This is a genomic window from Mesorhizobium kowhaii (assembly GCF_003253745.1).
Lineage (GTDB): Bacteria > Pseudomonadota > Alphaproteobacteria > Rhizobiales > Rhizobiaceae > Mesorhizobium > Mesorhizobium kowhaii.
In genome coordinates, this window is the sequence record NZ_MZXV01000013.1 from 910,244 (window position 1) to 936,929 (window position 26,686).

Sequence of the window (26,686 nt, forward strand, 5' to 3'; positions counted from 1 at the left end):
CGAAGGATCGCCAACTTCATGCCGATACGCCAGCGTCACGCCGCCACTCATGATTGCCTCCCCCGCATGGTGATGAAGGCGCCGAACATCACCACGGCGACCATGATGGCGCCTTCGATGATGGCGGTGACGTTGGGGTCGATGGCAAGCAGCGTCAGGTCGGTGCGCACCAGCCGCAACACGAAGACGGCGACGATGGGGCCGAGCAGGCCGCCCTTGCCGCCGCCGAGCGCGACGCCGCCCAGCACCACCGCCGCGACGCTGGCCAGCAGATAGGGGCCGGGGATGGGGGCGCCGATGCCGGTGCTCATGGTCAGCGCCAGCCCGCCAAAAGCGGCAAACAGGCCCGACAGCGCGTAGGCGATGATGCGGGTGCGCGCGACGGGCACGCCGCTGCGGAACGCCGCCAGTTCACTCGAGCCGATGGCGTAGATGGAGAGGCCGAGGCGCGAGCGCCGCAGCGGGATCCAGATGATGCAGACGCAGACGATCAGCAGCAGCAGCGCCTTCGGCAGCCAGGCATCGATGCCGTCGGGCAGGCCCGGTACCGGCACGGTGCCCGAGATCAGCGCCTTCAGCCATTCGGCGCCGGCCCCGCCCGGCGCGTCGAGCACCAGAAGGGCGGCGCCCTGCAGCACGAACAGAGTGGCCAGCGTGACGACGATGTCGGGCACGCGGGTGACGACGATCAGCATTCCGTTGACGGCGCCGAGCACGAGACCTATGGCCAGCACGAAGGGCACCACGAACAGTGCGTATTCTTCCGAGGCGCCTGCCATCATCGAGGCGGCGGTGACGCTGGTCAGCGCCATCATGGCGGCGACCGACAGGTCGATGCCGCCGGCGATGACGACGACGGTCTGGGCGGCCACCGCAAAGGCATAAGGCAGCACGGCGCGCACAAGCGAGCCGAAATCGCCGCTGCCATAGGCCGGCTGGATCAGCCTGGTGACGATGAACAGGGCGACGAAGAGGACGAACAGGCCGAAGACCCAGCCCTGGCGGCGCAGGAAATAGCTCATGGCGTCGCCCCCGGCGAATTTGGGGAATTCGAGGTCTCCGGAGAAGAGTGGGGATCGGCAAGGATGCCGATATCGGCCTTGGCGCCGCGCGGCAGGCCGTAGGCGGCGCGCATCAGCGTCGGCTCGTCGGCCTCCTCGACCGGGAAGATATCGACGACGCGGCCGCCGAAGATGACGATGACGCGGTCGCAGACACGCTGCACTTCTTCCAGTTCGGAGGTGTAGAACAGCACCGACTTGCCGTGGCCGGCGACCTCGCGCAGCAATTTGTAGATCTCCTGCTTGGTGCCGACATCGATGCCGCGCGTCGGGTCGAAGCACAGCAGGGTCCGCGTGTCGGCGGCGATCCAGCGGGCGATGGTCACCTTCTGCTGGTTGCCGCCGGACAGGCGCTGCACTTCCCCTTGCGCGCGGGTGTCGATCTGCAGCCGCTCGATGGCGCTGACCACTTTGGCGCGCTCCTGGCGCATGGCAATCGGCCCCCAGTTGCGCAAGGCGGCGCTGAAGGGCAGCGCGATGTTCTCGCGCACCGAGCGCTGCATGGCCAGCGCCTCGGCACGGTCGCCCGGCACATAGGCGAGGCCGGCGCGGATGGCGTCGATCGGGTGCGAGAATTTCACCGGCTGGCCGTCGACCTCTATTGCGCCGCCAGACGGCCGGATCGAGCCGGCAAGCGCGGCGAACAGCTCGTCCTGGCCCTGGCCCTCGAGCGCGACGGCACCGGCGACCTCGCCATCGGCGAGATCGAAGGAGACGTCGTTGAGCTTGGTGCCGACGCGCAAATTGCGTACGGCAAGCCGCGGGCGGGCAGGGGCGGGCGCAGCCTTTTGGGCAGCGCTGCGGGCGGCGACATGGGTCTTGACGATGCGGGTGCCGAGCATCAGCTCGACGATCTTTTCCTCGACGCCGGGCACGATGTCGACGACGCCGACGGTCTCGCCGTCGCGCAGCACGGTGGCGCGGTCGCAGAGCGCCGAGATCTCGACGAAGCGGTGCGAAATGAAGATCACCGCACGGCCACTGTCGCCCTGGCGGCGCACCACTTCCAGCACCTTTTCGGCGAGGTTGGCGGGCAGGGCCGCCGTCATTTCGTCAAGCAGCAGCACGTCGGGTTCGACGGCGAGCGCACGCGCCAGGTCGAGCACGCGCAGCACGGCCAGCGGAATGTCGCGTGCTGTCTCGCGGATATCGAGGTCGGGAATGCCGAGTTCACGCACCCAGGCTCGGAACGGCTCGACTGGCGTGCCAGTCAGGCGAAGGTTGGACAGCACGTCGAGATCGGGGATCAGCGACGGCTCCTGGTAGACGGGCAACAGACCGGCGCGGCGCGCGGCGGCGGGCGAACGGATGTCACGCGCCTCGCCACGGATCAGGATGCGGCCGGCGTTGGCAGAAATAGCGCCGGTCAGGATCTTCACCAGCGTCGACTTGCCGGCGCCATTGGCGCCCATCAGCGCGTGCACCTCGCCCGGCAGCACCGACAGCGACGCGTTGCGCAGCGCGGCAACGGCGCCGTAGTTCTTGGCAACGCCCGTGGCGTCGAGGAGGGGGCTGGTGGTCAAATTGTGTGGTTCTCGGTTCAAGCTGTTCAAATGTTGTGGAGCCAATTGCTTTGATGAGCTGGCGGTCTACGATTGACGATGTTGGCCGAAGCGGCGACCTCCCTTCTCCCCTTGTGGGAGAAGGTGGCCTCGCGAAGCGAGGTCGGATGAGGGGTGTTCCAGAAAACACCAACGCCTCATTCCGTCCAGCACCCCTCATCCGTCTCGGCGCGGCGCGCCAATCCACCTTCTCCCACAAGGGGAGAAGGCAGAAGCGCGGCTTGTCAGCCCAGATTACTCGCCCGGGCCCTTGCAGGCGACGATCTGGTCCTTGGTGTAGGTGGTCCAGTCCGGGATCGAGATCGAGACCGGCCATTCGGGGCTGAGCGACGGGTCGGCAGCTGCCTTGAGCTTGGCCTTGCCTTCGTCGGTGGCGTTCTCCCACAGCTGCGGCTCGACCAGCACGGTCTGCTGTGCCGGCTTCTTGCCGTCGAGGATCTGCAGCGCGAGCGTGACGCCGGCACCGCCGATCGAGCCGGGGTTGGTGACGGCCGCGCCGACGAGGCCCTTGACCGAGCTGAGCTGGCCGACGAAGCCGGCATTGTCGGCGCCGACGATCGGCACCAGCGGCGCTTGCGATTCGACCAGCGCGTCGACGATGACGTTGTCGATGCCGGAGGTCCAGATGCCGTTGATCGGCGTTCCGGTGGCGAGGAAGGACAGCATCTGCTGCTTGGCCTGGTCCTGCTGCCAGCCGGTGAAGACTTCCTGCGCGACCTTCACGTCGGGAAATTCGGCCAGCGCCTTCTTGAAGCCCTTGTCGCGGTCGCTGTCGGCGGACGCGCCGGCCGCTCCGCGCATGTAGAACACCTCGCCCTTGCCGCCCATCTGGCCGAACAGCCATTTGGCGCCGAGATAGGCATATTGTTCCTGGTTGTTGGAGATGATGTAGGCCGACGGTTCGGTGACCGCCTGGTCGACGGCGACGACGACGATGCCGGCCTTGGTGGCTTCCTCGAGACCCGCCTTGATGCCGGCCGGATCGGCCGGGTTGACGACGATAGCGTCGACCTTGGCGCTGATCAGGTTGCGGATATCTTCCAGCTGGCCGGCAGCATCGGTGTTGCGGTGGGCGATGTTGAGCTTGGCGACCTCGCCGGAGGCCAGCGCCTGCGCCTTCATGGCGCAGACCATCTCCTCGCGCCAGCCATTGCCCTGCACGGTGTTGGAGATGCCGATCGTGTATTTGCCCGCGGCGGACGAGGCGCCCACCGAGGCCAGCAAGGCCGCGCCGGCAAGCAGCGGGACCATGGTCAGGTATTTCTTCATTTCAGACTTCCTCCACATTGTTTTCAGTTCAGTTCCAAGCCGTCAAACCGCGTCGCGTAGAAAGAGATTCAGGCGGCGCGCCTTAAGTTCTTGTTCTCTGCATGTCGCTGTCCCGGAACCGCTCCACCCTTTGGGCGACATGCATTTTCCGCCGTCATTTGACGAAGGGACGCAGCACGTCGCGGGCGAGCAGGAATCCCCGCTTTACCTGATCGTCGCTGCCTTCGAACCGCCGGTCCTCGTGCTCGATGATGATGGGGCCGTCATAGCCGGCCCGGTAGAGGCCGGAGAAGAAGCCGCTCCAGTCGACATCGCCGAGCCCCGGCATGCGCGGCACCTGCCAGCCTATGCCAGCCGAAAGGATTCCGCGCTCATAAAGTCCATCATGATCAATCATCAGGTCCTTGGCGTGGGCATGCAGCATGTAGGGGCCGAATTCCCGGATGAAGCGAGCCTGGTCGATCATCTGCCAGACCAGGTGCGAGGGGTCGAAATTCATGCCGACATCGCCGCCCCAGGCTTCGAGCATGCGGCGCCAGACCAGCGGCGAATAGGCGATGTTGTGCCCGCCCGGCCACTCGTCATAGCTGAAGATCATCGGGCAGTTCTCGAAGGCGAGCTTGACGCCGTGGTCGCGCGCATGGGCGACGATTTCGGGCCAGACCGTGAGCGCGTCCTGCCAGTTGACGTCGACGGTCTTGGAAGCATCGCCACCGCAGAAGGTGTTGACAACAGGCACGCCCATATTGGCGGCCAGCACGATCACCTTCTTCAGATGGCCGATCACCGCCTCGCGGTGGGCCGCATCCGGGTGCAACGGGTTGGGGTAGTAGCCGAGGCCGGAGATGGAAATATTCTTGTCCGCCAGCGAGGCGACGATCTCCTTGGCTTGCGCAGCGGAAGTCGAAGCGGCGTCGATATGGCTGGTGCCGGCATAGCGGCGGCTGGCGCCCGAGGATTTCGGCCAGCAGGCGATTTCCAGCGCCTCGAAGCCGGCCGAACTTGCCCAGCCGGCGACCTCGCCAAGCGGCGTCTCCGCGAAGGGTGCGGTGAGCAGTCCAAGTTTCATCGTTCCTCCCCTGGTCGTGAATTCACGACCGACTTGTACTATGCAGATCGTGCCGGCCGCTTCAACCGTGTGGTGTCGGCTTGTTTCAGATTGCGCCTGACGGTTGCCATCGGATCGTCCGAAAGCAAGCCGTCGAGCGCTGATGTGACGGCCCTGCGGAACACATCGTTCGCGGCAAGGCCGGGGGCGAAAATGGTGTCGATGGCAAGAATGCTGGCGGCCAGCGCCTGTGCATCGCGGCCGGTCGCGTCGGCAACCGCAGCGACCTTGCCGGCATAGGGGTCGGACACCGGCCAGCGTTTGCCGAACCGCTCCGAAGCCTGGATCAGATAGGCCATCCAGCCGGCGACCGGCACCGCCAGCAGCGCGATGCTCTGGTCGTGTCTCAGGCGGTCGCGGATCGGATTGAGCAGGCGCTGGACGATTTTTTGCGAACCGTCGGTGGCGATCTGGTGGTTTCGGTGGCGGATCGCGGTGTTGCCCAGGCGGCCGAGACTCCGCGCGACATAGGCCAATGGCTCCATGCCCGGAACCGGCATCAGCGTCGGCAGCGTCTCTTCGACAAGCATGCGCCGCACGAAGGCCAACAGCAGCGGATCGGCGATGGCATCGAATGTATGTTCGAGGCCGGCCAGCACGCCGAGCGTGGCCAGCGTCGTCTGGGCGCCGTTGAGCACCCGCATCTTGAGATGCTCGAACGGCGTGACATCGTCGACGAAACTGGCGCCGACGAGATCCCAGCGCGGCACGCGGCCGGCGAATTTCTGCTCGATCACCCACTGCCGGAACGGCTCGCCGACGACGACCGCCGCATCGCGGTAGCCGAAGCGCTGCTCGACGCTGTCGAGGTCGGCCTGCGTGGCCGCCGGCGCGATGCGGTCGACCATGGCCGAAGGAAAGGCGGCGTTGGCCGAGATCCAGTCGGCAAGGCCATTGCCGCGCCGTTCGGCAAAAGCCTGCACGACATTGGCGAGGATAATGCCATTGGTCGGGATGTTGTCGCAGGAGAGCAGCGTCAGCGGCCGGCCATGCGTCACCCTGCGCAGCTCCAGCGCCCGCGCCAGAATGCCGGGCACGCTGCGCGGCGTCCGGGGGTTGGCGAGGTCATGGACGATGTCGGGATGGCCGAGATCGAGTTCGCCGCTCGATGGGATGTGGCAATAGCCTTTCTCGGTCACCGTCATCGTCACCAGGTCGATGTCTGGGGAGGACAGTACCTCGAGCGCCGGCGCGGCATTGGCCTGGCTGTCGACCACCTCTATGATGCTGCCGATGACGCGCGCCTCGATATGGCTGTTCTCGCGAATGAGCCTTGTGTAGAGGCCGCCTTGCCGGCCGAGCGTCTCAGTGAGGCAGGGTGGGCGGATGTTGATGCCGATCACGCCCCAGCGGTCGAAATGGCTGGCCAGCAGATCGTCGGTGTATTCGGCCTGATGGCAGCGGTGGAAGGCGCCGACGCCGAGATGCGCCATGCCGGGGGCGAGCGTCGCGCGATCATAGGCCGGTTTCTGGACGGTCGCAGGCAAACGGTCGAGCAGCGCCGGCCCAAGTGTTTCGGGGGAGGCGGCAGCGCTCACCGGTTCGCCCCGATCACCCACTGTTCCTGGTCGACCAGCGTGCCGGTCATCGGTCCCGCCGCATCGGAAAGCAGGAAGACCGCGAGGTTCGCCACATCGTTCGTCGAGAACAGGCGGCCGAAAGGCTGCGACGCGTTGGCAGCATCGAGCCAGCCTGGACCGTTGCCCAGCGTCTCGGCCTGCATGACGCGCTCGGCCGGCGTGTCGGTCCAGCCGACATTGATGCCATTAACGCGGATGCGGTCGAAGCGGTGGGCGTTGGCGGCATTTTTGGTCAGCGTCGCCAGCGCGCCCTTGGTGGCCGAGTAGACGGCGAGTTCCGGTGAGCCGCAATGGGCGTTGATCGACAGGATGTTGACGATGGCGCCGCCCTGGCCGCGCTTCTTCATGTCGGCAATCGCCGCCTGCATCAGGAAGAACGGTGCGCGTGCGTTGACGGCGAACAGTGATGCCCAGTCGTCGAGGTCGGCATCGAGGAAGGACGCGCGGTCGGTCAGGCCGGCGGCGTTGACGAGGCCGTCGATGCGGCCGAAGCGCTCGATGCAGGCTTGCGCCAGCAGGGCAGGGGCTGCCGGGTCGGCGAGGTCAGCGGCGACGAAGACGGTCGGTGTGCCGAGCTGCGAAAGCTCCGCCGCCACCGCGTCGCCGCGTGCCTTCTCGCGGCCGGTGACGAGAATGCCCCCGGCGCCGGCACGCGCGAGTGTCTCGGCGATAGCGCGGCCGATGCCTTGCGTCGCACCGGTGACCAGCACCACCTTGCCGTTGAGCTGAAGCTCCATTCCTCCTCCCGGAACAAAGTTTCTATTTTTCGAAATATGGAACGCAAATTCCCGATAGTCAATTGTGCCAGCGGCGTCTCATGTGCCGCGGCGCGCGGCGACGCCTTGGACCAGCGCCATGCCGACGGCCAGCGACGCGGCCAGCGAGCGGAAGCCGGCGAAGTCCGACTCCACCACCTCGAGCCAGGCGTCCGACAGCCGGATCAGCGGGCTGAAGGTGCTGTCGGTGATGGTGACGATGCGGGCGTTGCGCTCATGCGCCACCGCGACGAGATCGGGCGTGATTGAATTGTAGGGGCTGAAGGACACCGCCAGCACGGCGTCCTGCCTGCCGATGCAGCCGACCTGATCGAGCGCGGTGGAACCGACATTGTCGACCAGCACGTTGCGCACGCCCTGCTGCGACAGGGTCAGCGACAGATAGGTGGTGACGGGGAAGGCGCGCTTGGAGCCGATGACATAGATCAGGTCGGCGGCTGCCAGCAGCGCCACCATCTTCTCGAAACTCTCGACGTCGAAGCCGGCCTCGATGCGGCCTAGCGAGGCCTGCGAGGCGCCGACCATACCGTGCAGGAAATGCAGATTGGCGTTGGGCTCGGTCTCGGTCCGCTGCTCGCCGCGTCCGTCCGGCCATGAGCCTTTGACGTGGTCCTTGAACAGGCCCTGGAAATCGGAAAAGCCGGCATAGCCGAAGATCTGGGCGAAGCGCACCAGCGTCGAAGGCTGCACGCCGGCCTGTGCGGCCACCTGCGCGATGGTGCCGAGTGCCACGTCGCTCGGATGCTGCCACAGGAAGATGGCGACCTGGCGCAGCCGCTTGGGGAAATGCACCGTGCCCGACGACAGCACCGCGCGCAGTTCCTCATAGGTTTGCGGCTGGATGTAGCCTAGTGCCGCCAGCGAGCGCCCGCGCTTGCGGGTCGCCGCCTCGTCGGCAATGGACCGTCCCGATGTTTTGCCTGCCCCACTCATGTTTTCAGGCTAGCGCGGCACGATCGTTTTACAATATGGAAATTGGAAATCGTGTTCGAAAGCGCTAGCGGCGTCATAGGCTTGCACGCTGTCGGAAGTCGCCTGTCGGGAGGAGTTTGAAAAATCATGGTCTATGCAACATCGGACGGATCGACACGCCAACGTTTGCGGGTCGGCATGGTTGGCGGTGGCCGCAACGCGTTCATCGGAGCCGTGCATCGGCTGGCCATGCGCCTCGACGACCAGATCGCGCTGGTGGCCGGCGCGCTGTCCTCCGACCCGGAGAATGCCGCCGCATCGGCCGCCGAGATTGGCATAGCCCCGGAGCGCAGCTATGCCGATTATCGCGCCATGGCGCAGGCCGAAGCCTCGCGGCCGGACGGCATCGAAGCCGTCGTCATCGTCACCCCCAACCATTTGCACGCGCCGATCGCCACAGCCTTCCTCGAGGCCGGCATCGACGTCATCTGCGACAAGCCGCTGTCGACGACGCTCGCCGACGCCGAAGTACTGGTGGCGCTGGCACGGGCGAAAAAGCGCCGCTTCGTCGTCACCCTCAACAACACCGGCTACGCCATGGTCCGCCAGGCGCGCGAAATGGTGGCGGCGGGCGAGCTTGGGCGCATCGTTTCCGTGCACGGCGCCTACATCCAGGACTGGCTGACCAAGCCGATCGACACCGAGGGCCAGAAGCAGGCGGAGTGGCGCACCGATCCGGCGCGTGCCGGCCAGTCGGCGGTGCTGGCCGATATCGGCGTGCATGCCTTCAACCTGGCGAGCTACATCTCGGGCTGCGAGGCCGAGGCGGTCTCGGCCGACCTGTTCACCGCGGTGCCGGGGCGGCGGCTCGACGACAACGCGCATGTGCTGGTGCGCTGGACAGGCGAGGCGCGCGGCACGATCCTGGCCAGCCAGACATCGCCCGGCCACTACAATGATCTGTCGGTGCGCATCTATGGCGACAGAGCCGGGCTCGAATGGTCGGGCGCGCGGCCGGAGGAACTGCGCTTCTCCATCTACGGCGAGGAAACCCGCACCCTGGTGCGCGGCGGCCATGGCTCAACCGAAGAGAGCCGGCGCGTGTCGCGCATGCCGGCGGCGCATCCCGAAGGCTATATCGAGGCCTTCGCCAATTTCTACCGCGACGCCGCCGACATCATCCGCGCCCACCGTTCGGGTGGCGCCGTCGATCCGGCCCGCGCGGCGCAGGTGCCCGATGTCGTCGACGGCGCCCGCGGCGTGAAGTTCGTCGCCGCGGCGGTGGAGTCGAATGCGGCGGGTGGCACGTGGACGGCTGCGCGGTTCGGGTGAGGATGAGACCTCATCGCTCCTTCAACGTTCCAGCGACCGGCCCGCTGCCTCCATCGGTGGCGCATTGAGGCCGGCGGCGGCCAGCCGTGCTTCCACCGCCGCCGCCATGGACAGCACCTGCTCATCGGCAAAGCGCCGCCCGACGATCTGCAGGCCGACCGGCAGCCCGTCAGCGGCAAATCCGGCGGGCAGCGACAGCGCCGGCAATTGCGGCAGCATGTTGAAGGGGCAGGTCAGGTCGAGCCCCTTGAAGCGGCCATCGGGCAGCGTCGCGGCATAGTCGTCGTCGGTCTCGGTCACAGCCGGTGCTGTGATGGCGCAGGTCGGGCACAGCAGGGCGTCGTAGCGTTCGAAGAGGCGCGCCATGTCCCGCCACATCGAGGTGCGCAACAGCTCGACCCGCTTGTAGGCGGTGGCGTTCATCGCCAGCCCACGCTCGATCATCGACACGACCGACGGGTCCATATGGTGGCGATGCTCGGTGAGCTCGCTGCCAAAGAAGGCCGACATGAAGACGCACCAGAGATCTAACCATTCGTCGTTGACGGCGCGCGTCCAGCCCATCGGCACTTCGTCGACGACGGCGCCCGCCCTGCGCGTTTCGGCGACAGCTTGCCGGATGACCGTTTCGACCTGCGGCTGGATGGCGTAATAGCCGAGGTCGATCGACAGCGCGAAGCGCTTGCCTTCGAGCCCTTCTCGCCGCGCCGCCGCGCCGTCGAATCCGATCGGCAGCGAGGCGATGTCCTCGTCACTGCCGCCCGCCGCCGTCTCCATGAAGGCGACGGCGTCTGCAACGCTGCGCGCCAGCGGCCCGAAATGCGAAATGTTGTCGAAGACGCTTGGCAGGATGGTCATCGGGATACGGCCGAGGCTGGGCTTCAATCCGACGACACCGCAGAAGGCAGCCGGAATGCGCACCGAGCCGCCCATGTCGGTGCCTTCCGCGAACGGCACGACGCCGGTTGCCACGGCGACCCCCGCTCCCCCGGAAGAGCCGCCGCTGGTGCGCTCGGGATTCCATGGGTTGCGGGTCACGCCCCAACGCGGGCTGTTGGTGAAGCTGGAAAAGGCGAACTCCGGCGTCGTCGTCTTGCCCATCAAGATGGCGCCGGCGGCTTCCAGGCGGCGGATGCAGAGCGCCGTCTGCGTCGGCACCCAGTTTCCACGCGTCCAGGAACCGAGCGTCGTCAGGTCGCCGGCGGTCGGCGTAAGATCCTTGGCCGCGAACGGCACGCCATGCAGCGGTCCGGTCGGCTCGCCGCGCGCCGCGGCGCTGTCCGCCTGGCGCGCCGCTTCCAGCGCTTGTTCCTCGCGGATGACGGCGAAGGGATTGAGCGTCTGGCTGACCGCTTTGGCGCGGCGGATGGACTCGCCCACGACCGTCTCGGCGCTGAAGGCACCCGAGCGGATGCCGTCAGCGATCGTCTTGGCGGTCAGGTCCAGCGGATGGGTCATGGCTCGGGTCTCCGGAAGTGTTTTGATGCCGCGCGGCTTTCGCCTCCGGCAAGGACCTGTGACATGCAATAGGTGCTTGTGCTGCGCCGGCGCACCTGCGCAATCTCGCCAACGCCGCAAGCAAGAGGTCTACCGTTTCGATGAAGTCCGCAGCCAGACAAGCCGGCTCGCATGCGTCCTTCGATGCCTGGAATGCCAGCCTCGGCGCAGCGGCGAATGCGATCGGCTCGCGCGGATTTCCCGATGCGCTGGCGGCGGCGCTGCGCCTGCTTGCGCCCTTCCAGATGATGAACGGCTTTCTCTATTCGCCGGGCGGTCGCGCCTTCGACCTCTACAATGAGAAGATCGTGGCCGCGCGCTCGATCATCGTCGACCGCTACCTCGCTGGTGCCTTTGTGCTCGACCCGTTCTACGATGCGGTCCGCAGCGATGGCACCGAGCGCATGATCGTGATGCGGGAGCTGGCGCCGGACGATTTTCTGCAGAGCGAATATCATCGGCAGCACTACGCCACGACCGAGATCGTCGATGAGATCGGTTTCGTGCTGAAGCTGGAAAGCGGCTTTGCCGGCGTCTTGTCGCTGTCGCGAACCGGTGCGGCGCCACTGTTTGCCGGGGACGAGCTGGCGTGGCTCAGATCCGCCGCGCCAGTCGTCTGCGCGCTTGCGGCGCGACACTGGTTTCAAGTCCCCAGCCTCTCGCTCGACCTCAAGAACGCGGGCACCGCGGCGCGGATCGAGCATCCGTTGCTGACCCGGCGCGAGCTTGAAATCGTCACATTGGTGCTCAAGGGACATTCCAACCTCTCGCTCGCCGCGGTCCTTTCGCTGTCGCCCAACACGGTCAAGGTCCATCGCCGGCAGATCTATTCCAAACTCGCAATATCCAGCCAGGCAGAGCTGTTCAGGCTGTTCCTGGCCTAGGTGTGTTGATATTCAGGTGATGCCGGCCGGCAAACGGCTGACACCGGCGCTTCCGGTGCTCACGTACCCAAAAGTACGCTCCGCTCCGGGTCTCGGAATCCGTCGTCTTCGACTCGGCCTGACCTGCATCTCAACACACCTCGGACTAAGTCCGCGTCACTCGGCGAAGTCCATTTCCGGCGGCGCGACCTGGAAGAAGCTGGTCAGGTAGGCGAGATAGGCGACGCCGACCGCCAGCCAAACGAGGCCGAGGACCTTGGCGTTCTCGTCGAGGTTCCACAACAGGAAGAGGTCGCAGACCGCCGCCAGTGCCGGGATGACCAGCCCGATCAGCACGCCGAGAGGACGGACCTGCTGGTCGCGCTTCAGATAGAGCGCGATCACCGAGACGTTGACGGCGGTGAAAGCGAGGAAGGCGCCGAAATTGATGAACGAGGTCGAGGTGGTGACGTCCATGGTCAGCGCCGCGAGGCCGACGGCGCCGACCAGCATCAGGTTGAGGATCGGCGTGTGCCATTTCGGGTGCAGGTTGCCGAAGAACGAGGTCGGCAGCACCGCGTCGCGCCCCATGGCGTAGAGCAGCCGGCCGACGCTGGCCTGCGCGGCAAGGCCGGAAGTGAATTGCGCGACGACCAGCGTTGCCAGGAAGATGGTGACGAACAGGTCGCCGCCGATGGCCCTGGCGATTTCGGTGGCGGCGGCGTCGACCGAGACGAAATCCGCGCCCGGATGGGCGAGCTGGGTGATATAGGCCGAGGCGATGAAGATCAGGCCGCCGGCGAGCGCGATGATCAGGATCGCCTTCGGCATGGTGCGGCGCGCGTCCCTGGTCTCCTCGGTCAGAGTCGAGACCGCATCGAACCCGAGAAACGAGTAAGCCGCTATTGCCGCGCCCGCGACCGAGGCCGAGAAGGGCACGCCGGTCTTGAAGAAGGGCGTGACCGAGAGCAGGCCGCCAGAGCCGTTCAGCGCCACCACATAGCGGGCGGCCAGCACCAGGAAGGCGACCAGCACGCCGAGCTGCACCACCATCAGGATGAAGTTGACGCGGTTGGCGAAGGCGATGCCGACGACATTGACCAGCGTCGTCAGCGCGATGAAGCCGACGATCCACAGCCAGGCCGGAACCGCGGGAAAGGCCGAGGTGAGATAGGCGGCACCGATCAGCCAGATCACCATCGGCAGGAAGAAATAGTCGAGCAGGACCGCCCAGCCGACGAGGAAGCCAACGCTGGGGTTGATCGAGCGACGGGCATAGGTATAGGCCGAGCCGGCGACGGGATAGACGCGCGCCATGACGCCGTAGCTGATGGCGGTGAGAAGGATGGCCGCGGCCGCGACGAGATAGGCCATCGCGGTGGTGCCCTGGCTGGTCGCCGCCAGCGCGCCAAAGGTGCCGAAGACGATCATCGGCGTCATGTAGGCCAGGCCGAAGAGCACGACGGACCAGAGTCCGAGCGCGCGGTCGAGTTTGACAGTGTCTTTCATTGTTCCGCCTCCGGGAAGGTTGTGTCCGATGCTTTTTCCGGAGGCCGAGGCGGGCTTGAGATCGAACCGTACCGCGCGGGCTGCCGTTCGCATTTCTTGAAGATGAAGGGAAACATGACTTAGCCGGCGCGCGGCGACCATAACCCCAAAGGGGTATGCGAAATCCTCCTTGGCCGGCCAGCCGACGCGCAATGCCGGCCGCTTCGCCTGGGCGCCTTCTCCAGGGAGTGAAGCCGCAGCGGCGGTGGATTCGAATGCGGGGGCGAGGGCGGGGCGGGCTCGATCCGCCGGAACATGACCGCCCCTGTCGACGATCGAACGGCGCATTTCCGAGTCCGGTTACCTGGCGATCGGAGCGCTGATCGATTTCCTGGATGACCCCACACAGCCGCGCCGGATGGTGCTCATGGAACCGACGGTGATCCAGCGAGAGACAACGTGATGAGGCCTCGTTCGCCAAGTGCCAGATAGCACTCGATGAAATGAGGGTGCCGCTATCCACATGTTAATCATGACGCGGGTTCTGCGTTGTCAGGAACATCGCCCGAACGTATTCGGTAACGCCAATGCGCAACGCAAATCTTTTTCTTGCCGCCAGTCTCGGGCTCGGATGTCTCCTCCTCACGGCCGTTTCCCTGGCGCGGTCAGAAGCCGCCGGTACCTTGTTTCCGAATGTCAGGGTGATCAAGGTGGCGCGATGCTCGCGCCTTCTTCAAAGCTATCATGACGGCAGCAGGACGATGCCGGAATCCGGCCCTGAACGCACTCGCTACGAAGATTGCTACTACCTGATATGCGGGGGACGCAGACTGGGCGTGTGACCACCACCGCCACGCATCCGCGTCAGCCAGCCCAATCCGAAGCGCCGACCCCATCCTGCCCGAATATTGCCTCTCCGCATCCCCTCCCGGTTAAAAAAGTATCATCCGTTGCCCTGAATCGTGGTGGCGCCTACTGTCATGAGCCGGTAGCGTGGTCTCGAAATGCAGAGCCGAAACCAATTCGGCCGGTTTAGGGAATTTTGGGCCGAACGCGGCAACAATCCGTGCCGGCCCGGAGGAAACGGACATGGAACCGGACCTGGAAGTTGTCCAGATACGACGCGGGGAATCGTTCAAGGCGTGGTCGCATGGCTACCCCTTCCACACCGTGCGTTGGCATTTCCATCCCGAATATGAACTGCATCAGGTGATCTTCACCAACGGCCGCTATTTCGTCGGCGACTTCATCGGCGAGTTCGAGCCGGGCAATCTGGTGCTGACCGGACCCAATCTGCCGCACAATTGGGTGAGCGATATCCCGAGGGACAGCTCGATCCCGCTGCGCGGCCGCATCATCCAGTTTTCCGAAAGCTTCATCGGCGACGCCATGCATGTGCTGCCGGAGCTGGCGGGGCTCGGGCCGCTGCTCGAGGCGTCGCGGCGCGGCGTGCTGTTTTCCAGCCGCACCAGCAAGGAGTTGGCGCCGCTGATGGAAGAGATGATGCAGGCGCAAGGCGTGCGCCGCATCGAGCTGTTCATGATGATATCAGGCCTGCTCAGCCGCGCCCAGGAGTTCCAACTGCTGGCCAGCGCCAGCTACCGGCCCGATCCGTCGGGCTACATGACCGCCGGCATGAACAAGGCGTTGGCATATATCAGGGAGAACTTGACGCAGCTGTTCGACGAGGCGGATCTCGCGACTATTGCGGGCCAGTCGACCGGCGCCTTCTCGCGCTCGTTTCGCCGCCACACCGGCATGTCGCTGGTGCAATATGTCAAGCGGCTGCGCATCAACCTTGCCTGCCAGATCCTGATGAGCGACGAGCAGGCCTCGATCACCGACATCTGCTACGAGGTCGGCTTCAACAATCTGTCCAATTTCAACCGGCAGTTCCTGGCGGAGAAGGGCATGCCGCCCTCGCGTTTCAGGCGCCTGCTGGCCGACAACATCAACGCGGGAAAAGCCGCTTAACGGAGGAGCCAGGGAGGAACCAAGGGAGGAACCACAATTTTTCGCCTGACAACGTGGCCCGCGTGACGCGGTCCGCGATGGAGAGCGCTTGTCCCGAAAATCCTTCGTCAGCGGAGGATGTCGTCGCGGCCAAAAGGCCGTGCCGGGCCCTGGTTCCCAATTGCAGTTGGGGCGAGGGCGGACGCGTGTCTACACATAAAAGCAGTCAACGACCTTCTTACAACCATATCCAGAAACGGAGAAGACCGAATGACCAAATTTTCATTTAAGTCCGCCGGCATGGCCGCACTTGCGCTGTCGCTGCTGGCCGGCACCGCAGGCATCGCCAGGGCCGCCGAGGTCACCGACGCAACCGTCGCCTTCCTGATGCCCGACCAGGCCTCGACCCGCTACGAACAGCACGACTATCCTGGCTTCGCCGCCGAGATGAAGAAGCTGTGCCCGGGCTGCAAGGTGCTCTACCAGAACGCCGATGCCGACGCCTCGCGCCAGCAGCAGCAGTTCAACTCGGTGATCTCGCAGGGCGCCAAGGCGATCGTGCTCGATCCCGTCGACTCGACCGCCGCCGCCTCGCTGGTCAAGCTGGCGCAGAGCCAGGGCATCAAGGTCATCGCCTATGACCGGCCGATCCCGACCGCGCCGGCCGACTTCTATGTCTCGTTCAACAATGAAGGCATCGGCAAGGCGATCGCCGACTCGCTGGTCGAGCATTTGAAGGCGCTGAAGGTCGATCCGGCCACCGGTGGCGTTTTGCAGATCAACGGCTCGCCGACCGACGCGGCGGCCGGCCTGATCAAGAAGGGCATCCATGAAGGCCTCGACAACAGCGGCTATCAGATCCTAGCCGAATACGACACGCCGGAATGGGCGCCGCCGAAGGCGCAGCAATGGGCCGGCGGCCAGATCACCCGCTTCGGCCCAAAAATCCTCGGCGTCGTCGCCGCCAATGATGGCACCGGTGGTGGCGCCATCGCCGCCTTCAAGGCGGCCGGCGTCGATCCGGTGCCGTCGGTGACCGGCAATGATGCGACGATCGCCGCCTTGCAGTTGATCATCGCCGGCGACCAGTACAACACCATCTCCAAGCCGAGCGAGATCGTGGCGGCAGCCGCCGCCAACGTCGCCATCAAGCTGCTTTCGGGCGAGACACCGAAGGCCGAGATGACGCTGTATGATACACCCTCGCAGCTGTTCACGCCGGCGGTGGTGACGCAGGAAAACCTGAAGGCCGAGATCATCGACAAGAAGATCAACACCGCGGCTGAACTCTGCGTCGATCGCTACGCGGAAGGCTGCAAGAAGCTGGGCATCGGGAACTGACCGCGACCTTTGCCCGTTCCGCTGCCTGGCCGCCAGACCATGATCCCGAAAAGCGGGAACCGGTTTTCGGACAAGATCATGGTCGAACAATAAGCCAGAGCCCCACCCCGAATGCATCGGGGTGGAACAGGCTCTGGCGGCAGCCAGGCAGCGCTCCCCGCTTTTGAACCGGTTTTTCTTGAAAGGTGTTCCAGGCATGGTCGATAACCCGGACGGACCGGTTCCGACAGGCGAGCTGGTGCTCAGCCTGCGTGGCATTTCGAAGAATTTCGGCGCCGTCTCGGCGCTCACCGACATCGATCTCGATGTCCATGCCGGTGAGGTGGTGGCGCTGGTCGGCGACAATGGCGCCGGGAAGTCGACGCTGGTCAAGATCCTCGCCGGCGTGCATCAGCCAAGCTCGGGCACCATCAGCTTTCGCGGCAAGCAGGTCGCGCTTGCCGACCCAAGTGCGGCGCTGACGCTCGGCATTGCCACCGTGTTCCAGGACCTGGCCTTGTGCGAGAACCTCGACATCGTCGCCAACATCTTCCTCGGCCGCGAGCTCAACCCGCTGCGGCTGGACGAGGTGGCGATGGAAGTGCGTGCCTGGACGCTGCTCAACGAGCTTTCGGCGCGCATCCCAAGCGTCCGCGTGGTCGTCGCGTCGCTGTCGGGCGGCCAGCGCCAGGCGGTGGCGATCGCCCGCTCGCTCCTGCTCGAACCGAAGCTCATCCTGCTCGACGAGCCGACGGCGGCGCTTGGCGTCGCGCAGACGGCCGAAGTGCTCAACCTGATCGAGCGGGTGCGCGACCGCGGCCTCGGCGTCGTCATCATCAGCCACAACATGGAAGACGTGCGCGCCGTGGCCGACCGCATCGTCGTGCTGCGGCTTGGTCGCAACAACGGCATCTTCACCCCTGACGCCTCGAACCAGGAACTGGTCAGCGCCATCACCGGTGCGTCGAACAATTCGGTGTCGCGGCGCGCCGAGCGTCGGCAGGCCCAGCAGGATCAAATTCAGGAGCCACGCCCATGAGCCGCCAAGTGGAACAGGCCGCTCCCGTGCCGCCGCAGCTCGACCGCGCTGATGTGCGCGTCAAGCATGAGGCCGGCTTAAGCGGCGCCATCCGCGCCTTCTTCGACCGGGTGCGCTCGGGCGATCTCGGCTCGCTGCCGGTCATCGTCGGGCTGGTCATCATCTGGACGGTGTTCGCCAGCATCAACCCGATCTTCCTGTCGAGCAGCAATCTGGTCAATCTGCTGTTCGATTCCTCCACAGTCGGCGTCATTGCGCTCGGCATCGTCTGCGTTTTGATGGTCGGCGAGATCGACCTGTCGGTCGGTTCGATCAGCGGCTTTGCCTCGGCCCTGGTCGGCACGCTGTGGGTCAACCAGGGCTGGCCGGTGGCGCTCGCCATCCTCGCCGCGATCGCCGTCGGCGGCTTCATCGGCGCGCTCTATGCGCTGCTGTTCAACCGCCTCGGCATGCCGAGTTTCGTCTCGACGCTGGCCGGCCTGCTCGCCGTGCTTGGCCTGCAGCTCTACATTCTTGGCTCGACCGGCTCGATCAACCTGCCTTACGGCTCGAACCTGGTGAATTTCGGCCAACTGCTGGTGATGCCGAAAATCGTGTCGTTCGGGCTGGCGGCGGTGCCCGGCATCGTCATGCTGATCACCGGGTTGCGCACCGTTGCGCGCCGCCGCGCCGCCAACCTGTCGGCACCCTCGACCGGCGGTCTCGTCACGCGGGCAGTGGCGATCACGATCGTGCTCGAACTCATCGTCTTCTATCTCAACCAGGCGCGCGGCATCCCGTGGATGTTCGGCCTGTTCGTCGGCCTGGTCATCGCCATGCACTACGCGCTGACGCGGACGAAATGGGGCCGCTCGATGTCGGCGGTCGGCGGCAACCGCGAGGCAGCGCGGCGCGCCGGCATCAATGTGCGGCTGATCTATTCCAGCGCCTTCGTGCTGTGCTCGATGCTGGCTGCTTTCGGCGGCGTGCTTTCGGCGGCGCGGCTGGCCTCGGCCAGCCAGCAGGCCGGCACCGGCGACGTCAATCTCAACGCCATCGCGGCGGCCGTCATCGGCGGCACCAGCCTGTTCGGTGGCCGTGGCAGCGCCTATTCCGCACTGCTCGGCATCATCGTCATCCAGTCGATCGCCAGCGGCTTGACGCTGCTCGATCTGTCCTCGTCGCTTCGGTACATGATCACAGGCGCCGTGCTTGCCATCGCAGTCATCGTCGACTCGCTGGCCCGCCGCTCGCGTGTTTCCCATGGCCGGGCCTGAACCCATCAACAGGAAGAGAGATATGAGTCAACTGTCCGGAAAAGTTGCAGCCATCACCGGCGCGGCGTCGGGGATCGGCCTCGAATGCGCCAGATACATGTTGGCGGCGGGCGCCAGCGTGGTGCTGGTCGACCGCGCCGAGGCGACGCTGAACAGCCTGTGCGCCGAACTCGGCCCCAAAGCGATCCCGCTGGTGATCGACCTGATGCAGCCATCAAGCGTCGCCACCATGATGCCGCAGATCCTGGAGAAGGCCGGCCAGCTCGACATCTTCCATGCCAATGCTGGGTCGTATGTCGGCGGCGAGGTGCTGACAGGCGATCCCGACGCCTGGGACCGCATGCTCAATCTCAACATCAACGCCGTGTTCCGCTCGATCCACGCGGTGCTGCCGCACATGGTCGAACGCAAAACCGGCGACATCATCGTCACCAGTTCGATCGCCGGGCTGGTTCCGGTGGTCTGGGAGCCGATCTACACGGCCTCCAAGCATGCCGTGCAGGCCTTCGTCCACACGGTGCGCCGGCAGGTTGCCAAGCACGGACTGCGCGTCGGCGCGGTGGCGCCAGGCCCGGTGGTGACGGCGCTGGTCGACGACTGGCCGAAGGCCAAGCTCGAGGAAGAACTTGCCGCCGGCGGCCTGATGCAGCCGCGCGAGGTGGCCGAAGCGGTGATGTTCATGCTGACCCGGCCGCGCAACGTGACGATCCGGGATCTGGTGATCCTGCCGCAGAGTAATGATCTTTAGGGGAGTAGGCAGTAGGCAGTAGGCAGTAGGGAAGATGTAGACACAGCCTTACTGCCCGATTTCCGGTCAAAAAACGCTCCCTGCTTGCTGCCCCTCATCGCTAATCGCCTACTGCCTACTGCCTATTCCCTACTGCCTGAACCGGAGGTTTCCCAATGCCCCACTATCTCGGCATCGACGTCGGCACCGGCAGCGCGCGGGCCGGGGTGTTCGACCAGGCGGGAAACCTGCTCGCTTCGGCCAAGCAGGACATCGAGGTCTGGCGCGAGGCCGGCGACATCGTCGAGCAGTCGAGCAACGACATCTGGCGGGCGGTGTGCACTGCCACCCGCGCCGCCGTCGCTGAAGCCGGCATAGCGCCCGAGGCGATCGCCGGCATCGGCTTCGACGCCACCTGTTCGCTGGTGGTGCTGGGCGAGGGCGGCGTGCCGTTGCCGGTCGGCCCGTCCAACAATTCCGAACGCAACATCATCGTCTGGATGGATCACCGCGCGGTCGAGCAGACGCGCCGCATCAACCGCAGCGGCGAGGCGGTGCTGACCTATGTCGGCGGCGTCATCTCGCCGGAGATGGAAACGCCGAAACTCCTGTGGCTGGCGGAAAACATGCCCGCCACCTTCAACGCCGCCTGGCAGTTCCTGGACCTCGCCGATTTCCTGACCTGGCGAGCGACCGGCAGCCTTGCGCGCTCGGTCTGCACGGTGACCTGCAAATGGACTTATCTCGCGCATGAGAGCCGCTGGGACGAGACCTATTTCCGCAAGATCGGCCTTGGCGCGCTGGCCGACGAGGCGTTCGCGCGCATCGGCACCGAGATCGTGCCGGCGGGAGCATCGCTCGGCGGCGGGCTGATCGCGCAGGCGGCGGCGGACCTTGGCCTCGTCCCCGGCACCGCGGTGGCGGCCGGGCTGATCGACGCGCATGCCGGTGGCGTCGGCACGGTCGGCGCGCGCGGCGATTTCGGCAGCGTTTTGTCGCGCATGGCCTATGTCTTGGGCACCTCGGCCTGCACCATGTCGTCGACCGCCCAACCGGCCTTCGTCGACGGTGTCTGGGGTCCGTATTTCTCGGCCATGGTGCCGGGCCTGTGGCTGAACGAGGGCGGCCAATCGGCGGCGGGTGCCGCCATCGATCATCTGGTGCGCATGCACCCGGCGGCAGGCGGAGCGGCGGCCAAGGCGCAGGCGGAGGGCCTCAGCCTCAGCGCCTGGCTGGCGCTGCAGGCGCAAAGCCGCAAGGGAGCCGCGGCCGCGCCGGCGCTGGTCGGCGATATCCATGTCGTGCCGGAATTCCTCGGCAACCGCGCGCCTTTCGCCGATCCGGATGCGCGTGCGCTGATTGCCGGGCTCGATCTCGACACCAGCCTCAACAGCCTCGTCGGGCTCTACGTTGCCGGGGTCTGCGGGCTGGGCTATGGCGCGCGTCAGATCGTGCGGGCCGAGCATGACAAGGGCATCTCGGTCGACACCATCGTCGTCAGCGGCGGCGCCGGGCAAAGCCCACTGGTGCGCCAGCTGCTTGCCGACACGACAGGTATGGTGGTGGTGGCGTCGACCTCGCCGGAGCCGGTGCTGCTCGGCTCGGCGATGCTGGGCGCCGTCGCCGCCGGGGCCTACAAGGATCTGGTGACGGCCATGGCCGGCATGTCGGAACTCGGCGAGGTCTATCATCCCGACGCTTCGCTGGCCGGCTGGCACGACAGGCGCTTCGCGGCGTTCGAGCTGCTGCAGCAGGCCGGCAAGGCGATCAGGGGCTGAGAGACTGTTTGGAAATTCTACTCTGAGCGGCAGTCCGAGTTGCAGCTCGGCACTTTCCTCGAGATGCGAGACCGCGCGCTGAGGCTGTTTGTCGTGGTCTCATTGAACAGACTGGATGAGCCATAGGAGAGCCAGAAGGTTGGCGAGCGAGGCGCAGGCCGGGCCGAAGGTTTTCATCCGATCATCGATGGTGGTGCCTATGACAGCATCTCCAGCCTGCACAAGGATCATTATCCAGGCGATGGCTTCAAGCCATTCCGTCGAACCTGTAAAAAATGGCACGACGCTTGCGACCACCAAAGCCACACTGCGTGCACAACCGTAAAATGCTATTGTCCGGGCGTTGCCGGTCTCGTTCATGGCTGCAGCCAAGGAGAAACCGAGACTGACAACCGCGCTGAGAGCTGTGACTGACGCGCAAACGATGAAGGCTGCGAACATCGGATTCCATGCCTTGTGTGGCCGCTACACCTTACTCGAATAGCCAGGGCGGAAATCAAGTCACTCTTTGCCGCCCCCGGTTATAACTTGCGCGGTCACATGCAGGACACGAATAGCTTCCGCTGCGCTTACAGCTCCTTCTGCGCCAATTCCCTGAATTCGTCAGGCACCGAGCGTGCCGCCTCCAGCGCCACCGTGCCGTAGCCGACCGCCTGCTTGCCGAAGCGCTCGCGGATCTTGTCAATGGCGCGGTCGGCGCCGAAGCGTGCCAGGCCTTTTCGCGTGCCGGGACGGCGCTTGTCGTCGGCGAGGCCGAGCGGCAGTTCGAGCTGCAGCTCGGCACTTTCCTCGAGATGCGAGACCGAGATCGCCAGCAGCGAGATCGTCTTCTCGTGCGGGTGGTCGGCAAGCGCGCCGCGCACCAGGTCGCCGGCGATCTCGGCCAGCGTCGTGGTCGCCGAGATCGGCTGGTCAAGCGTGATCGAGCGCGAAACAGTGCTGAGATCGGCAAAGCGCACGCGCACCGTCACCGTACGGCCAGGCCGCGCCTTGGCGCGCAGCCGGCTGGCGACGCGGTCGGCCAGGTGCAGCAAAGTGGGCACGATGACCCGCGCCACGGCGGGCTTCTGCCCAAGTGCCGATTGGGCCCCGGCCGAATGCGCCCGGCGCTTCGTCTCCAGCCTGCGCGGGTCGCGGTTCCATGACAGCGCCGACAGCTTCTCGCCGGCGGCGGGACCGAGCAGCCGGGTCAGCGCGCCGCTGTGCGTCCTGGCCAGCTGGCCGATGGTCTCGACGCCGATTTCGGCCAGCCGCGCCTTCGTCGCCGGGCCGACGCCCCACATCAGCCCGACCGGCAGGTCGTGCAGGAAGGCGAGTTCGGTGCCGGGGTCGACCACCACCAGCCCGTCGGGCTTGGCGACCTGCGAGGCGATCTTGGCCAGATGCTTGGTGCGCGCCACGCCGATCGAGATCGGCAGGCCGAGCTCGGCCCGCACGCGGCGGCGGATGGTCGTGGCGATCTCTCGCGGGGAGCCGAACAGATGCGTGCAGCCGGCGACATCGGCAAAGGCCTCGTCGATGGAAATGCGCTCGACCACGGGCGTGAAATCGTCGAGCACTTTGATCGCCGCGTCGCCCAGTCGCTGGTAGTCGCCGAAATTGCCGCCGACGAAGATCAGCTGCGGGCAGAGCTCGCGTGCCTTGCGTCCCGGCATGCCGCCACGCACGCCGAAGGCGCGCGCTTCGTAGGAGGCGGCGAGCACCACGCCGCCGCCCACAGCAATCGGCTTGCCGCGCAGCGACGGATCGAGCAACTGCTCGACCGAGGCATAGAAGGCGTCGAGATCGGCATGCAGGATGGTGGCTGTCGTTTCCATCCCGACCGCACATCCGCAGTTGCTGATAGATCGGAACAAATAGAGAACAAAAGGGGATAATTGTCAAGCGCACGCGGCCGCCTAAACAATATGCTCCGCCCGCAACGCCGCCTTCATCTGTTCCAGCGCAGCCTCGCCACTGGCCGCCAGATCGTCGGCGATCCGGGCGAGCTTGTCGTCGGCCTTGCGGTGCTTGCTGCCCCAGGCGCCGAGTGTCGCCAGCACGGGCAAGAGGTCGATGCCGGCCTCGGTCAGCCGGTAGACCGTCTTCAGCCCATGCGTCGGGTCGTCGCTGCGGGTGAGGATGCCTTCGTCCTGCAGCGTCTGCAGCCGCTCGGCCAGCGTGCGCGAGGAGATGCCTTCGTCGGACTGCAGGAATTCCCGAAAATGCTTTTTCCCGGCGAAGATGAGGTCGCGGATGATGAGCAGCGTCCAGCGGTCGCCGAGCAGTTCGAGCGACAGGTTGATCGGGCAGCCGGACTTTCCCTTGGTCGACATGTCTATGGTTCCATTTTTAAATCAGTTTACTATTGACACCATTCTCCGCATGCGTCAATTGGTTCCAAAAGTAAATCATTCGCCAGCCGCCGGACAAACCGAGGAGAATGACGATGAAAAAGCTGATCCTGCAGATGCAGATGTCGGTCGACGGCTTTGTCGGCGCCAATGAGGACCATCACTGGCAGCTCTGGGAATGGGGCGACGACAGCGCCTGGGACGACGAGCTGAAGCGGGACTTCAACGCAGTCTTCGCCAGCATCGACACCATCCTGCTCAGCCGCAAGATGGCCGAGGAGGGCTATCTCACCCATTGGGGCAATGCGGCGAAGAAGTTTCCGCGCGATCCGTTCTACGCCTTTGCGCAGCGCATCGTCGAGGCGCAGAAGGTGATGCTGAGCGACAGGCTCAAAGCCTCGCGGTGGGAGCGCACCAGGGTCGCCAGCGGCAACCTGCCGCGCGAAGTCAACGCGCTGAAGGTCGGTGAGGGCGGCGACATGGCCGTCTTCGGCGGCGCCGGTTTTGCCTCCGCCCTGATCGCGGCCGGATTGGTCGACGAGTTCCAGCTGTTCGTCAACCCGGCGGTGCTGGGCGCGGGACGCCGGATCTTCGACCAGGGCGGTTTCAAGACCCTGCGGCTGCTCGGTTCGAAGGCCTATGCCTGCGGGATGGTGGTCAACCGCTACGCACCGGCGGGTTGATCGGAAGCACGGGGAAGGCATCGCATCGGAAAAATATCGTTTGGGTGGAATCCTTTGCCCGCGTCTCTTCGTCTTCAAGGTGCGGTCGCCGGCAGGGCGGCCGCATCAATCCTGAACGGAGGGAAGACCATGATCCTGGTGACAGGCGCCACGGGCCTGAACGGCAAGGCGATCGTGCGCGAGTTCGCACGGCAGAAGCATGAGGTGAGGGCGCTGGTGCGGGATCCGGCCCGGGCATCGGCGGTGGGCCTCGACGCGCTTGCCGGTGTACGACTGGTCGAGGGCGACATGCGCCGGCCTGAAACGCTGGGCGCCGCACTTGACGGCATCGACCGGGTGCTGATGATTTCGACCGCCGCTGAGGACATGACGGAAACGCAGTGCCGCTTCATCGACGCCTGCAGGCAGGCTGGTGTTGCCCATGTGGTGAAGTTTTCCGGCGCGGAATCCAACATCGGCTATGACGCGACGAAATTCCGCTTCACGCGCATGCATGAGGAGATCGAGCGCTATCTGGAAGGGGCAGGCATGGCGTGGAAGCATCTGCGCCCCAGCCAGTTCATGCAGGTCTATCTGCGCGACGCGCCGACCATTGCCGCCGAGGGCGCCTTCACTCTCGCGCTCGGCGGCACCGAATTGTCGCCGGTCGATGTCGAGGACATCGCCAAGGTGGCCTTCCGGCTGCTGCGCGATGGCGGCCATGCAGGCGAGAGCCTCGACATGACCGGGCCCGAGGCGCTGACCATGAGCGATGTCGCGGCGCGGATATCGCAAGCGATCGGCAGACCGGTCCGCTATGTCGATGTGAGCCCTGAGGAGCGGCGGCGCAATCTACTGGCCAGCGGCATCTCGGCCAGCTTTGCCGATGCGCTGGACGAGCAACTGGCCGAGCGGCTGCGGCGGCCGAAATCGCGAGTGCATCTGGCGACGCATGAGATGTTTGGCGTGCGCGCAACGCCGTTCGTCGAATTCGCCCGGCGTCATGCCGCGATGTTTGGCGGCGAGGATTAGCCGCGCCCGCGAAAAAAAGCATCCGCCGCCACGTATCCTTTCTGCCCGCCCGTTCGTCCTAGGCTTCGAAGGTCGCGCGGCCCGCGATCCGCAACCCCGGGAGACCGTCATGGCGAGCATACAGAGCGAGGCAAACAGGAACCACTACGCGGCGATCGCCGCCAATGCCGGCAAGCTGACCAGCCCGCAAGCGATCATCGACTACAACGACACGCATTGGACGGCGCTGACCGGCGAACCGGGCGGCGTCGACTATGTCGAGGTCGATGCCGGCGGCGTGCCGGCGATGTGGATCGTGCCGAAGGGCGCCGATGAGGAGCGGGTGCTGTTTTACGCCCATGGCGGCGGCTTCGTCGGCGGCTCGATCTACACGCACCGCAAGCTGGTCGGCCATCTGGCCAAGGCCGCCGGCTGCCGGGCGTTGCTCTACAACTATCCGTTGGCACATCAGGCCAAGCATCCGGCCCAGCTCAATGCGGCGATGACCGCCTGGACCTGGCTCACCGATCGGGGTTTCGACACCAGCCACATCGCGCTTGCCGGCGATTCCTGTGGTGCGATGCTGACCTATGGCGTGTTGCAGCGGCTGCGTGCCGAAGGGCGGCCATTGCCGGTCGCCACCCTGATCATCTCCGGCTGGTTCGACATGGCGCTGACCGGTGCCAGCTATGAGACCAACCGCGACAAGGATCCGGCTTTCGCCAAGGCTGCTGTTGACTGGCTGGTGACGAACTTCATTGGCGATGGCGACCGGCTCGCTCCGGAGGTCAGTGCGCTCTATGCCGACCTCCGTGGTTTTCCGCCTGTCTTCCTGCAGGCCGGCGCGGATGAAACGCTGGTCGACGAAAGCCGCATGTTCGCCGAGCGCGCCAGGCTGGCCGGCGTCGAGACGCGGCTCGACGTCTTTGACGGCATGCTGCATTCCTTCCAGATGATGGCCGGCAAGGCGCCGGAAGCCGACGATGCGATCGGCCGCTTCGCCGCCTGGGTGCGGCCGAGACTGGGCTTGCCGGCCGTAAGCGACAAAGTTGCCGGCGACAGGGCGGCGTGAGCATGCGCCGGCCGATCGTGTCGGGCTTCGTGCTTGTGGACGTGCAGCACTTGCGCAATGTTGTGGTGACGCTGACCGATACGCCGC

The 26,686-nt window shown here is 65.6% G+C and carries 24 protein-coding genes; 12 read left to right on the top strand and 12 right to left on the bottom strand.

Translation table 11 applies throughout. The features are described from left to right. Nucleotides 1–47: 47 nt before the first annotated feature. The 7 genes from B5V02_RS06915 to B5V02_RS06945 all read right to left on the bottom strand — a co-directional run bounded on the left by B5V02_RS06915 (nt 48) and on the right by B5V02_RS06945 (nt 8,289). A complete protein-coding gene (locus B5V02_RS06915) occupies nt 48–1,022 on the bottom strand; it encodes an ABC transporter permease (RefSeq protein ID WP_111543398.1) in 975 nt (324 codons plus the stop codon). Continuing rightward, nucleotides 1,019–2,584 carry a sugar ABC transporter ATP-binding protein gene (locus B5V02_RS06920; RefSeq protein ID WP_111543399.1) on the bottom strand — a complete coding sequence of 522 codons (1,566 nt, stop codon included), beginning with the start codon at nt 2,582–2,584 and terminating at the stop codon, nt 1,019–1,021. Before B5V02_RS06920 ends, B5V02_RS06915 begins: the two co-directional genes overlap by 4 nt. A gap of 273 nt (nt 2,585–2,857) precedes the next feature. Further along, nucleotides 2,858–3,892 carry an ABC transporter substrate-binding protein gene (locus B5V02_RS06925; RefSeq protein ID WP_111543400.1) on the bottom strand — a complete coding sequence of 345 codons (1,035 nt, stop codon included), beginning with the start codon at nt 3,890–3,892 and terminating at the stop codon, nt 2,858–2,860. A gap of 154 nt (nt 3,893–4,046) precedes the next feature. Then, nucleotides 4,047–4,961: a sugar phosphate isomerase/epimerase family protein gene (locus B5V02_RS06930; RefSeq protein WP_111543401.1), complete on the bottom strand. Its 915-nt coding sequence runs from the start codon at nt 4,959–4,961 to the stop codon at nt 4,047–4,049. Between the two features lie 38 nt (nt 4,962–4,999). After that, entirely contained in the window at nt 5,000–6,538 is a 1,539-nt protein-coding gene (locus B5V02_RS06935) for a mannitol dehydrogenase family protein (RefSeq protein WP_111543402.1), read from the bottom strand. After that, complete coding sequence (locus B5V02_RS06940; RefSeq protein WP_111543403.1) at nt 6,535–7,317, bottom strand: SDR family oxidoreductase; 783 nt, start codon at nt 7,315–7,317, stop codon at nt 6,535–6,537. The genes B5V02_RS06935 and B5V02_RS06940 overlap by 4 nt, the downstream gene beginning before the upstream one ends. A gap of 78 nt (nt 7,318–7,395) precedes the next feature. Beyond that, nucleotides 7,396–8,289, bottom strand: a complete 894-nt coding sequence (locus B5V02_RS06945) for a MurR/RpiR family transcriptional regulator (RefSeq protein ID WP_111543404.1) — start codon at nt 8,287–8,289, stop codon at nt 7,396–7,398. Nucleotides 8,290–8,415: 126 nt separating this feature from the next. Here B5V02_RS06945 and B5V02_RS06950 point away from each other — a divergent pair, with 126 nt between their 5' ends. After that, nucleotides 8,416–9,600 carry a Gfo/Idh/MocA family protein gene (locus B5V02_RS06950; protein ID WP_111543405.1) on the top strand — a complete coding sequence of 395 codons (1,185 nt, stop codon included), beginning with the start codon at nt 8,416–8,418 and terminating at the stop codon, nt 9,598–9,600. 21 nt (nt 9,601–9,621) lie between these two features. Here the strand turns inward: B5V02_RS06950 and B5V02_RS06955 are convergent, their stop codons facing one another. Then, nucleotides 9,622–11,058 carry an amidase gene (locus B5V02_RS06955; RefSeq protein ID WP_111543406.1) on the bottom strand — a complete coding sequence of 479 codons (1,437 nt, stop codon included), beginning with the start codon at nt 11,056–11,058 and terminating at the stop codon, nt 9,622–9,624. Between the two features lie 140 nt (nt 11,059–11,198). Here B5V02_RS06955 and B5V02_RS06960 point away from each other — a divergent pair, with 140 nt between their 5' ends. Then, nucleotides 11,199–11,981, top strand: a complete 783-nt coding sequence (locus B5V02_RS06960) for a helix-turn-helix transcriptional regulator (RefSeq protein ID WP_111543407.1) — start codon at nt 11,199–11,201, stop codon at nt 11,979–11,981. Between the two features lie 156 nt (nt 11,982–12,137). Here the strand turns inward: B5V02_RS06960 and B5V02_RS06970 are convergent, their stop codons facing one another. Beyond that, the gene (locus B5V02_RS06970) at nt 12,138–13,469 is read right to left on the bottom strand and encodes an APC family permease (protein ID WP_111543794.1); all 1,332 of its coding nucleotides are present in this window, start codon (nt 13,467–13,469) and stop codon (nt 12,138–12,140) included. Nucleotides 13,470–13,773: 304 nt separating this feature from the next. On the opposite strand from B5V02_RS06970, the gene B5V02_RS42620 reads away from it, so the two are divergent. The 7 genes from B5V02_RS42620 (at nt 13,774) to B5V02_RS07005 (ending at nt 21,521) form a co-directional block, all read left to right on the top strand. Further along, nucleotides 13,774–13,911: a type 1 periplasmic-binding domain-containing protein gene (locus tag B5V02_RS42620; RefSeq protein WP_111543795.1), complete on the top strand. Its 138-nt coding sequence runs from the start codon at nt 13,774–13,776 to the stop codon at nt 13,909–13,911. 626 nt (nt 13,912–14,537) lie between these two features. Then, entirely contained in the window at nt 14,538–15,422 is an 885-nt protein-coding gene (locus B5V02_RS06980; protein ID WP_111543409.1) for an AraC family transcriptional regulator, read from the top strand. 249 nt (nt 15,423–15,671) lie between these two features. Next, the gene (locus B5V02_RS06985) at nt 15,672–16,742 is read left to right on the top strand and encodes an ABC transporter substrate-binding protein (protein WP_111543410.1); all 1,071 of its coding nucleotides are present in this window, start codon (nt 15,672–15,674) and stop codon (nt 16,740–16,742) included. 196 nt (nt 16,743–16,938) lie between these two features. Beyond that, complete coding sequence (locus B5V02_RS06990) at nt 16,939–17,760, top strand: ATP-binding cassette domain-containing protein (RefSeq protein ID WP_111543411.1); 822 nt, start codon at nt 16,939–16,941, stop codon at nt 17,758–17,760. Next, a complete protein-coding gene (locus B5V02_RS06995) occupies nt 17,757–19,016 on the top strand; it encodes a sugar ABC transporter permease (RefSeq protein ID WP_111543412.1) in 1,260 nt (419 codons plus the stop codon). The genes B5V02_RS06990 and B5V02_RS06995 overlap by 4 nt, the downstream gene beginning before the upstream one ends. A gap of 22 nt (nt 19,017–19,038) precedes the next feature. Beyond that, nucleotides 19,039–19,764, top strand: coding sequence for an SDR family oxidoreductase (locus B5V02_RS07000; RefSeq protein ID WP_111543796.1), 726 nt, complete (start codon nt 19,039–19,041; stop codon nt 19,762–19,764). A 155-nt stretch (nt 19,765–19,919) separates the two neighbouring features. Beyond that, on the top strand, nt 19,920–21,521 hold the full coding sequence (locus B5V02_RS07005; protein WP_111543413.1) for an FGGY-family carbohydrate kinase: 1,602 nt from the start codon (nt 19,920–19,922) through the stop codon (nt 21,519–21,521). Nucleotides 21,522–21,620: 99 nt separating this feature from the next. Here B5V02_RS07005 and B5V02_RS07010 read toward each other — a convergent pair whose 3' ends face one another. From B5V02_RS07010 to B5V02_RS07020, 3 genes are all read right to left on the bottom strand, one after another. Beyond that, nucleotides 21,621–21,881 carry a hypothetical protein gene (locus B5V02_RS07010; RefSeq protein WP_111543797.1) on the bottom strand — a complete coding sequence of 87 codons (261 nt, stop codon included), beginning with the start codon at nt 21,879–21,881 and terminating at the stop codon, nt 21,621–21,623. Between the two features lie 209 nt (nt 21,882–22,090). Beyond that, the gene (gene dinB, locus B5V02_RS07015) at nt 22,091–23,338 is read right to left on the bottom strand and encodes a DNA polymerase IV (RefSeq protein ID WP_111543414.1); all 1,248 of its coding nucleotides are present in this window, start codon (nt 23,336–23,338) and stop codon (nt 22,091–22,093) included. An 81-nt stretch (nt 23,339–23,419) separates the two neighbouring features. Continuing rightward, nucleotides 23,420–23,836 carry a winged helix-turn-helix transcriptional regulator gene (locus B5V02_RS07020; protein WP_111543415.1) on the bottom strand — a complete coding sequence of 139 codons (417 nt, stop codon included), beginning with the start codon at nt 23,834–23,836 and terminating at the stop codon, nt 23,420–23,422. Nucleotides 23,837–23,949: 113 nt separating this feature from the next. On the opposite strand from B5V02_RS07020, the gene B5V02_RS07025 reads away from it, so the two are divergent. The 3 genes from B5V02_RS07025 (at nt 23,950) to B5V02_RS07035 (ending at nt 26,599) form a co-directional block, all read left to right on the top strand. After that, entirely contained in the window at nt 23,950–24,537 is a 588-nt protein-coding gene (locus B5V02_RS07025; protein WP_111543798.1) for a dihydrofolate reductase family protein, read from the top strand. Between the two features lie 129 nt (nt 24,538–24,666). Continuing rightward, nucleotides 24,667–25,548: an SDR family oxidoreductase gene (locus B5V02_RS07030; RefSeq protein ID WP_111543416.1), complete on the top strand. Its 882-nt coding sequence runs from the start codon at nt 24,667–24,669 to the stop codon at nt 25,546–25,548. A gap of 109 nt (nt 25,549–25,657) precedes the next feature. After that, on the top strand, nt 25,658–26,599 hold the full coding sequence (locus B5V02_RS07035) for an alpha/beta hydrolase (RefSeq protein ID WP_111543417.1): 942 nt from the start codon (nt 25,658–25,660) through the stop codon (nt 26,597–26,599). Nucleotides 26,600–26,686 lie beyond the last annotated feature (87 nt).

What these genes read in the sequence shown, in the direction of transcription:
- B5V02_RS07030 (WP_111543416.1), top strand. Translation starts at nt 24,667, where the DNA reads ATGATCCTGGTGACAGGCGCCACGGGCCTGAACGGCAAGGCGATCGTG.
- B5V02_RS07025 (WP_111543798.1), top strand. Translation starts at nt 23,950, where the DNA reads ATGAAAAAGCTGATCCTGCAGATGCAGATGTCGGTCGACGGCTTTGTC.
- B5V02_RS06940 (WP_111543403.1), bottom strand. Translation starts at nt 7,317, where the DNA reads ATGGAGCTTCAGCTCAACGGCAAGGTGGTGCTGGTCACCGGTGCGACG.
- B5V02_RS06995 (WP_111543412.1), top strand. Translation starts at nt 17,757, where the DNA reads ATGAGCCGCCAAGTGGAACAGGCCGCTCCCGTGCCGCCGCAGCTCGAC.
- B5V02_RS06955 (WP_111543406.1), bottom strand. Translation starts at nt 11,058, where the DNA reads ATGACCCATCCGCTGGACCTGACCGCCAAGACGATCGCTGACGGCATC.
- B5V02_RS06925 (WP_111543400.1), bottom strand. Translation starts at nt 3,892, where the DNA reads ATGAAGAAATACCTGACCATGGTCCCGCTGCTTGCCGGCGCGGCCTTG.
- B5V02_RS07000 (WP_111543796.1), top strand. Translation starts at nt 19,039, where the DNA reads ATGAGTCAACTGTCCGGAAAAGTTGCAGCCATCACCGGCGCGGCGTCG.
- B5V02_RS06945 (WP_111543404.1), bottom strand. Translation starts at nt 8,289, where the DNA reads ATGAGTGGGGCAGGCAAAACATCGGGACGGTCCATTGCCGACGAGGCG.
- B5V02_RS06985 (WP_111543410.1), top strand. Translation starts at nt 15,672, where the DNA reads ATGACCAAATTTTCATTTAAGTCCGCCGGCATGGCCGCACTTGCGCTG.
- B5V02_RS06950 (WP_111543405.1), top strand. Translation starts at nt 8,416, where the DNA reads ATGGTCTATGCAACATCGGACGGATCGACACGCCAACGTTTGCGGGTC.
- dinB (WP_111543414.1), bottom strand. Translation starts at nt 23,338, where the DNA reads ATGGAAACGACAGCCACCATCCTGCATGCCGATCTCGACGCCTTCTAT.
- B5V02_RS06930 (WP_111543401.1), bottom strand. Translation starts at nt 4,961, where the DNA reads ATGAAACTTGGACTGCTCACCGCACCCTTCGCGGAGACGCCGCTTGGC.
- B5V02_RS07005 (WP_111543413.1), top strand. Translation starts at nt 19,920, where the DNA reads ATGCCCCACTATCTCGGCATCGACGTCGGCACCGGCAGCGCGCGGGCC.
- B5V02_RS06960 (WP_111543407.1), top strand. Translation starts at nt 11,199, where the DNA reads ATGAAGTCCGCAGCCAGACAAGCCGGCTCGCATGCGTCCTTCGATGCC.
- B5V02_RS06970 (WP_111543794.1), bottom strand. Translation starts at nt 13,469, where the DNA reads ATGAAAGACACTGTCAAACTCGACCGCGCGCTCGGACTCTGGTCCGTC.
- B5V02_RS06980 (WP_111543409.1), top strand. Translation starts at nt 14,538, where the DNA reads ATGGAACCGGACCTGGAAGTTGTCCAGATACGACGCGGGGAATCGTTC.
- B5V02_RS07010 (WP_111543797.1), bottom strand. Translation starts at nt 21,881, where the DNA reads ATGAACGAGACCGGCAACGCCCGGACAATAGCATTTTACGGTTGTGCA.
- B5V02_RS06990 (WP_111543411.1), top strand. Translation starts at nt 16,939, where the DNA reads ATGGTCGATAACCCGGACGGACCGGTTCCGACAGGCGAGCTGGTGCTC.
- B5V02_RS07020 (WP_111543415.1), bottom strand. Translation starts at nt 23,836, where the DNA reads ATGTCGACCAAGGGAAAGTCCGGCTGCCCGATCAACCTGTCGCTCGAA.
- B5V02_RS07035 (WP_111543417.1), top strand. Translation starts at nt 25,658, where the DNA reads ATGGCGAGCATACAGAGCGAGGCAAACAGGAACCACTACGCGGCGATC.
- B5V02_RS06915 (WP_111543398.1), bottom strand. Translation starts at nt 1,022, where the DNA reads ATGAGCTATTTCCTGCGCCGCCAGGGCTGGGTCTTCGGCCTGTTCGTC.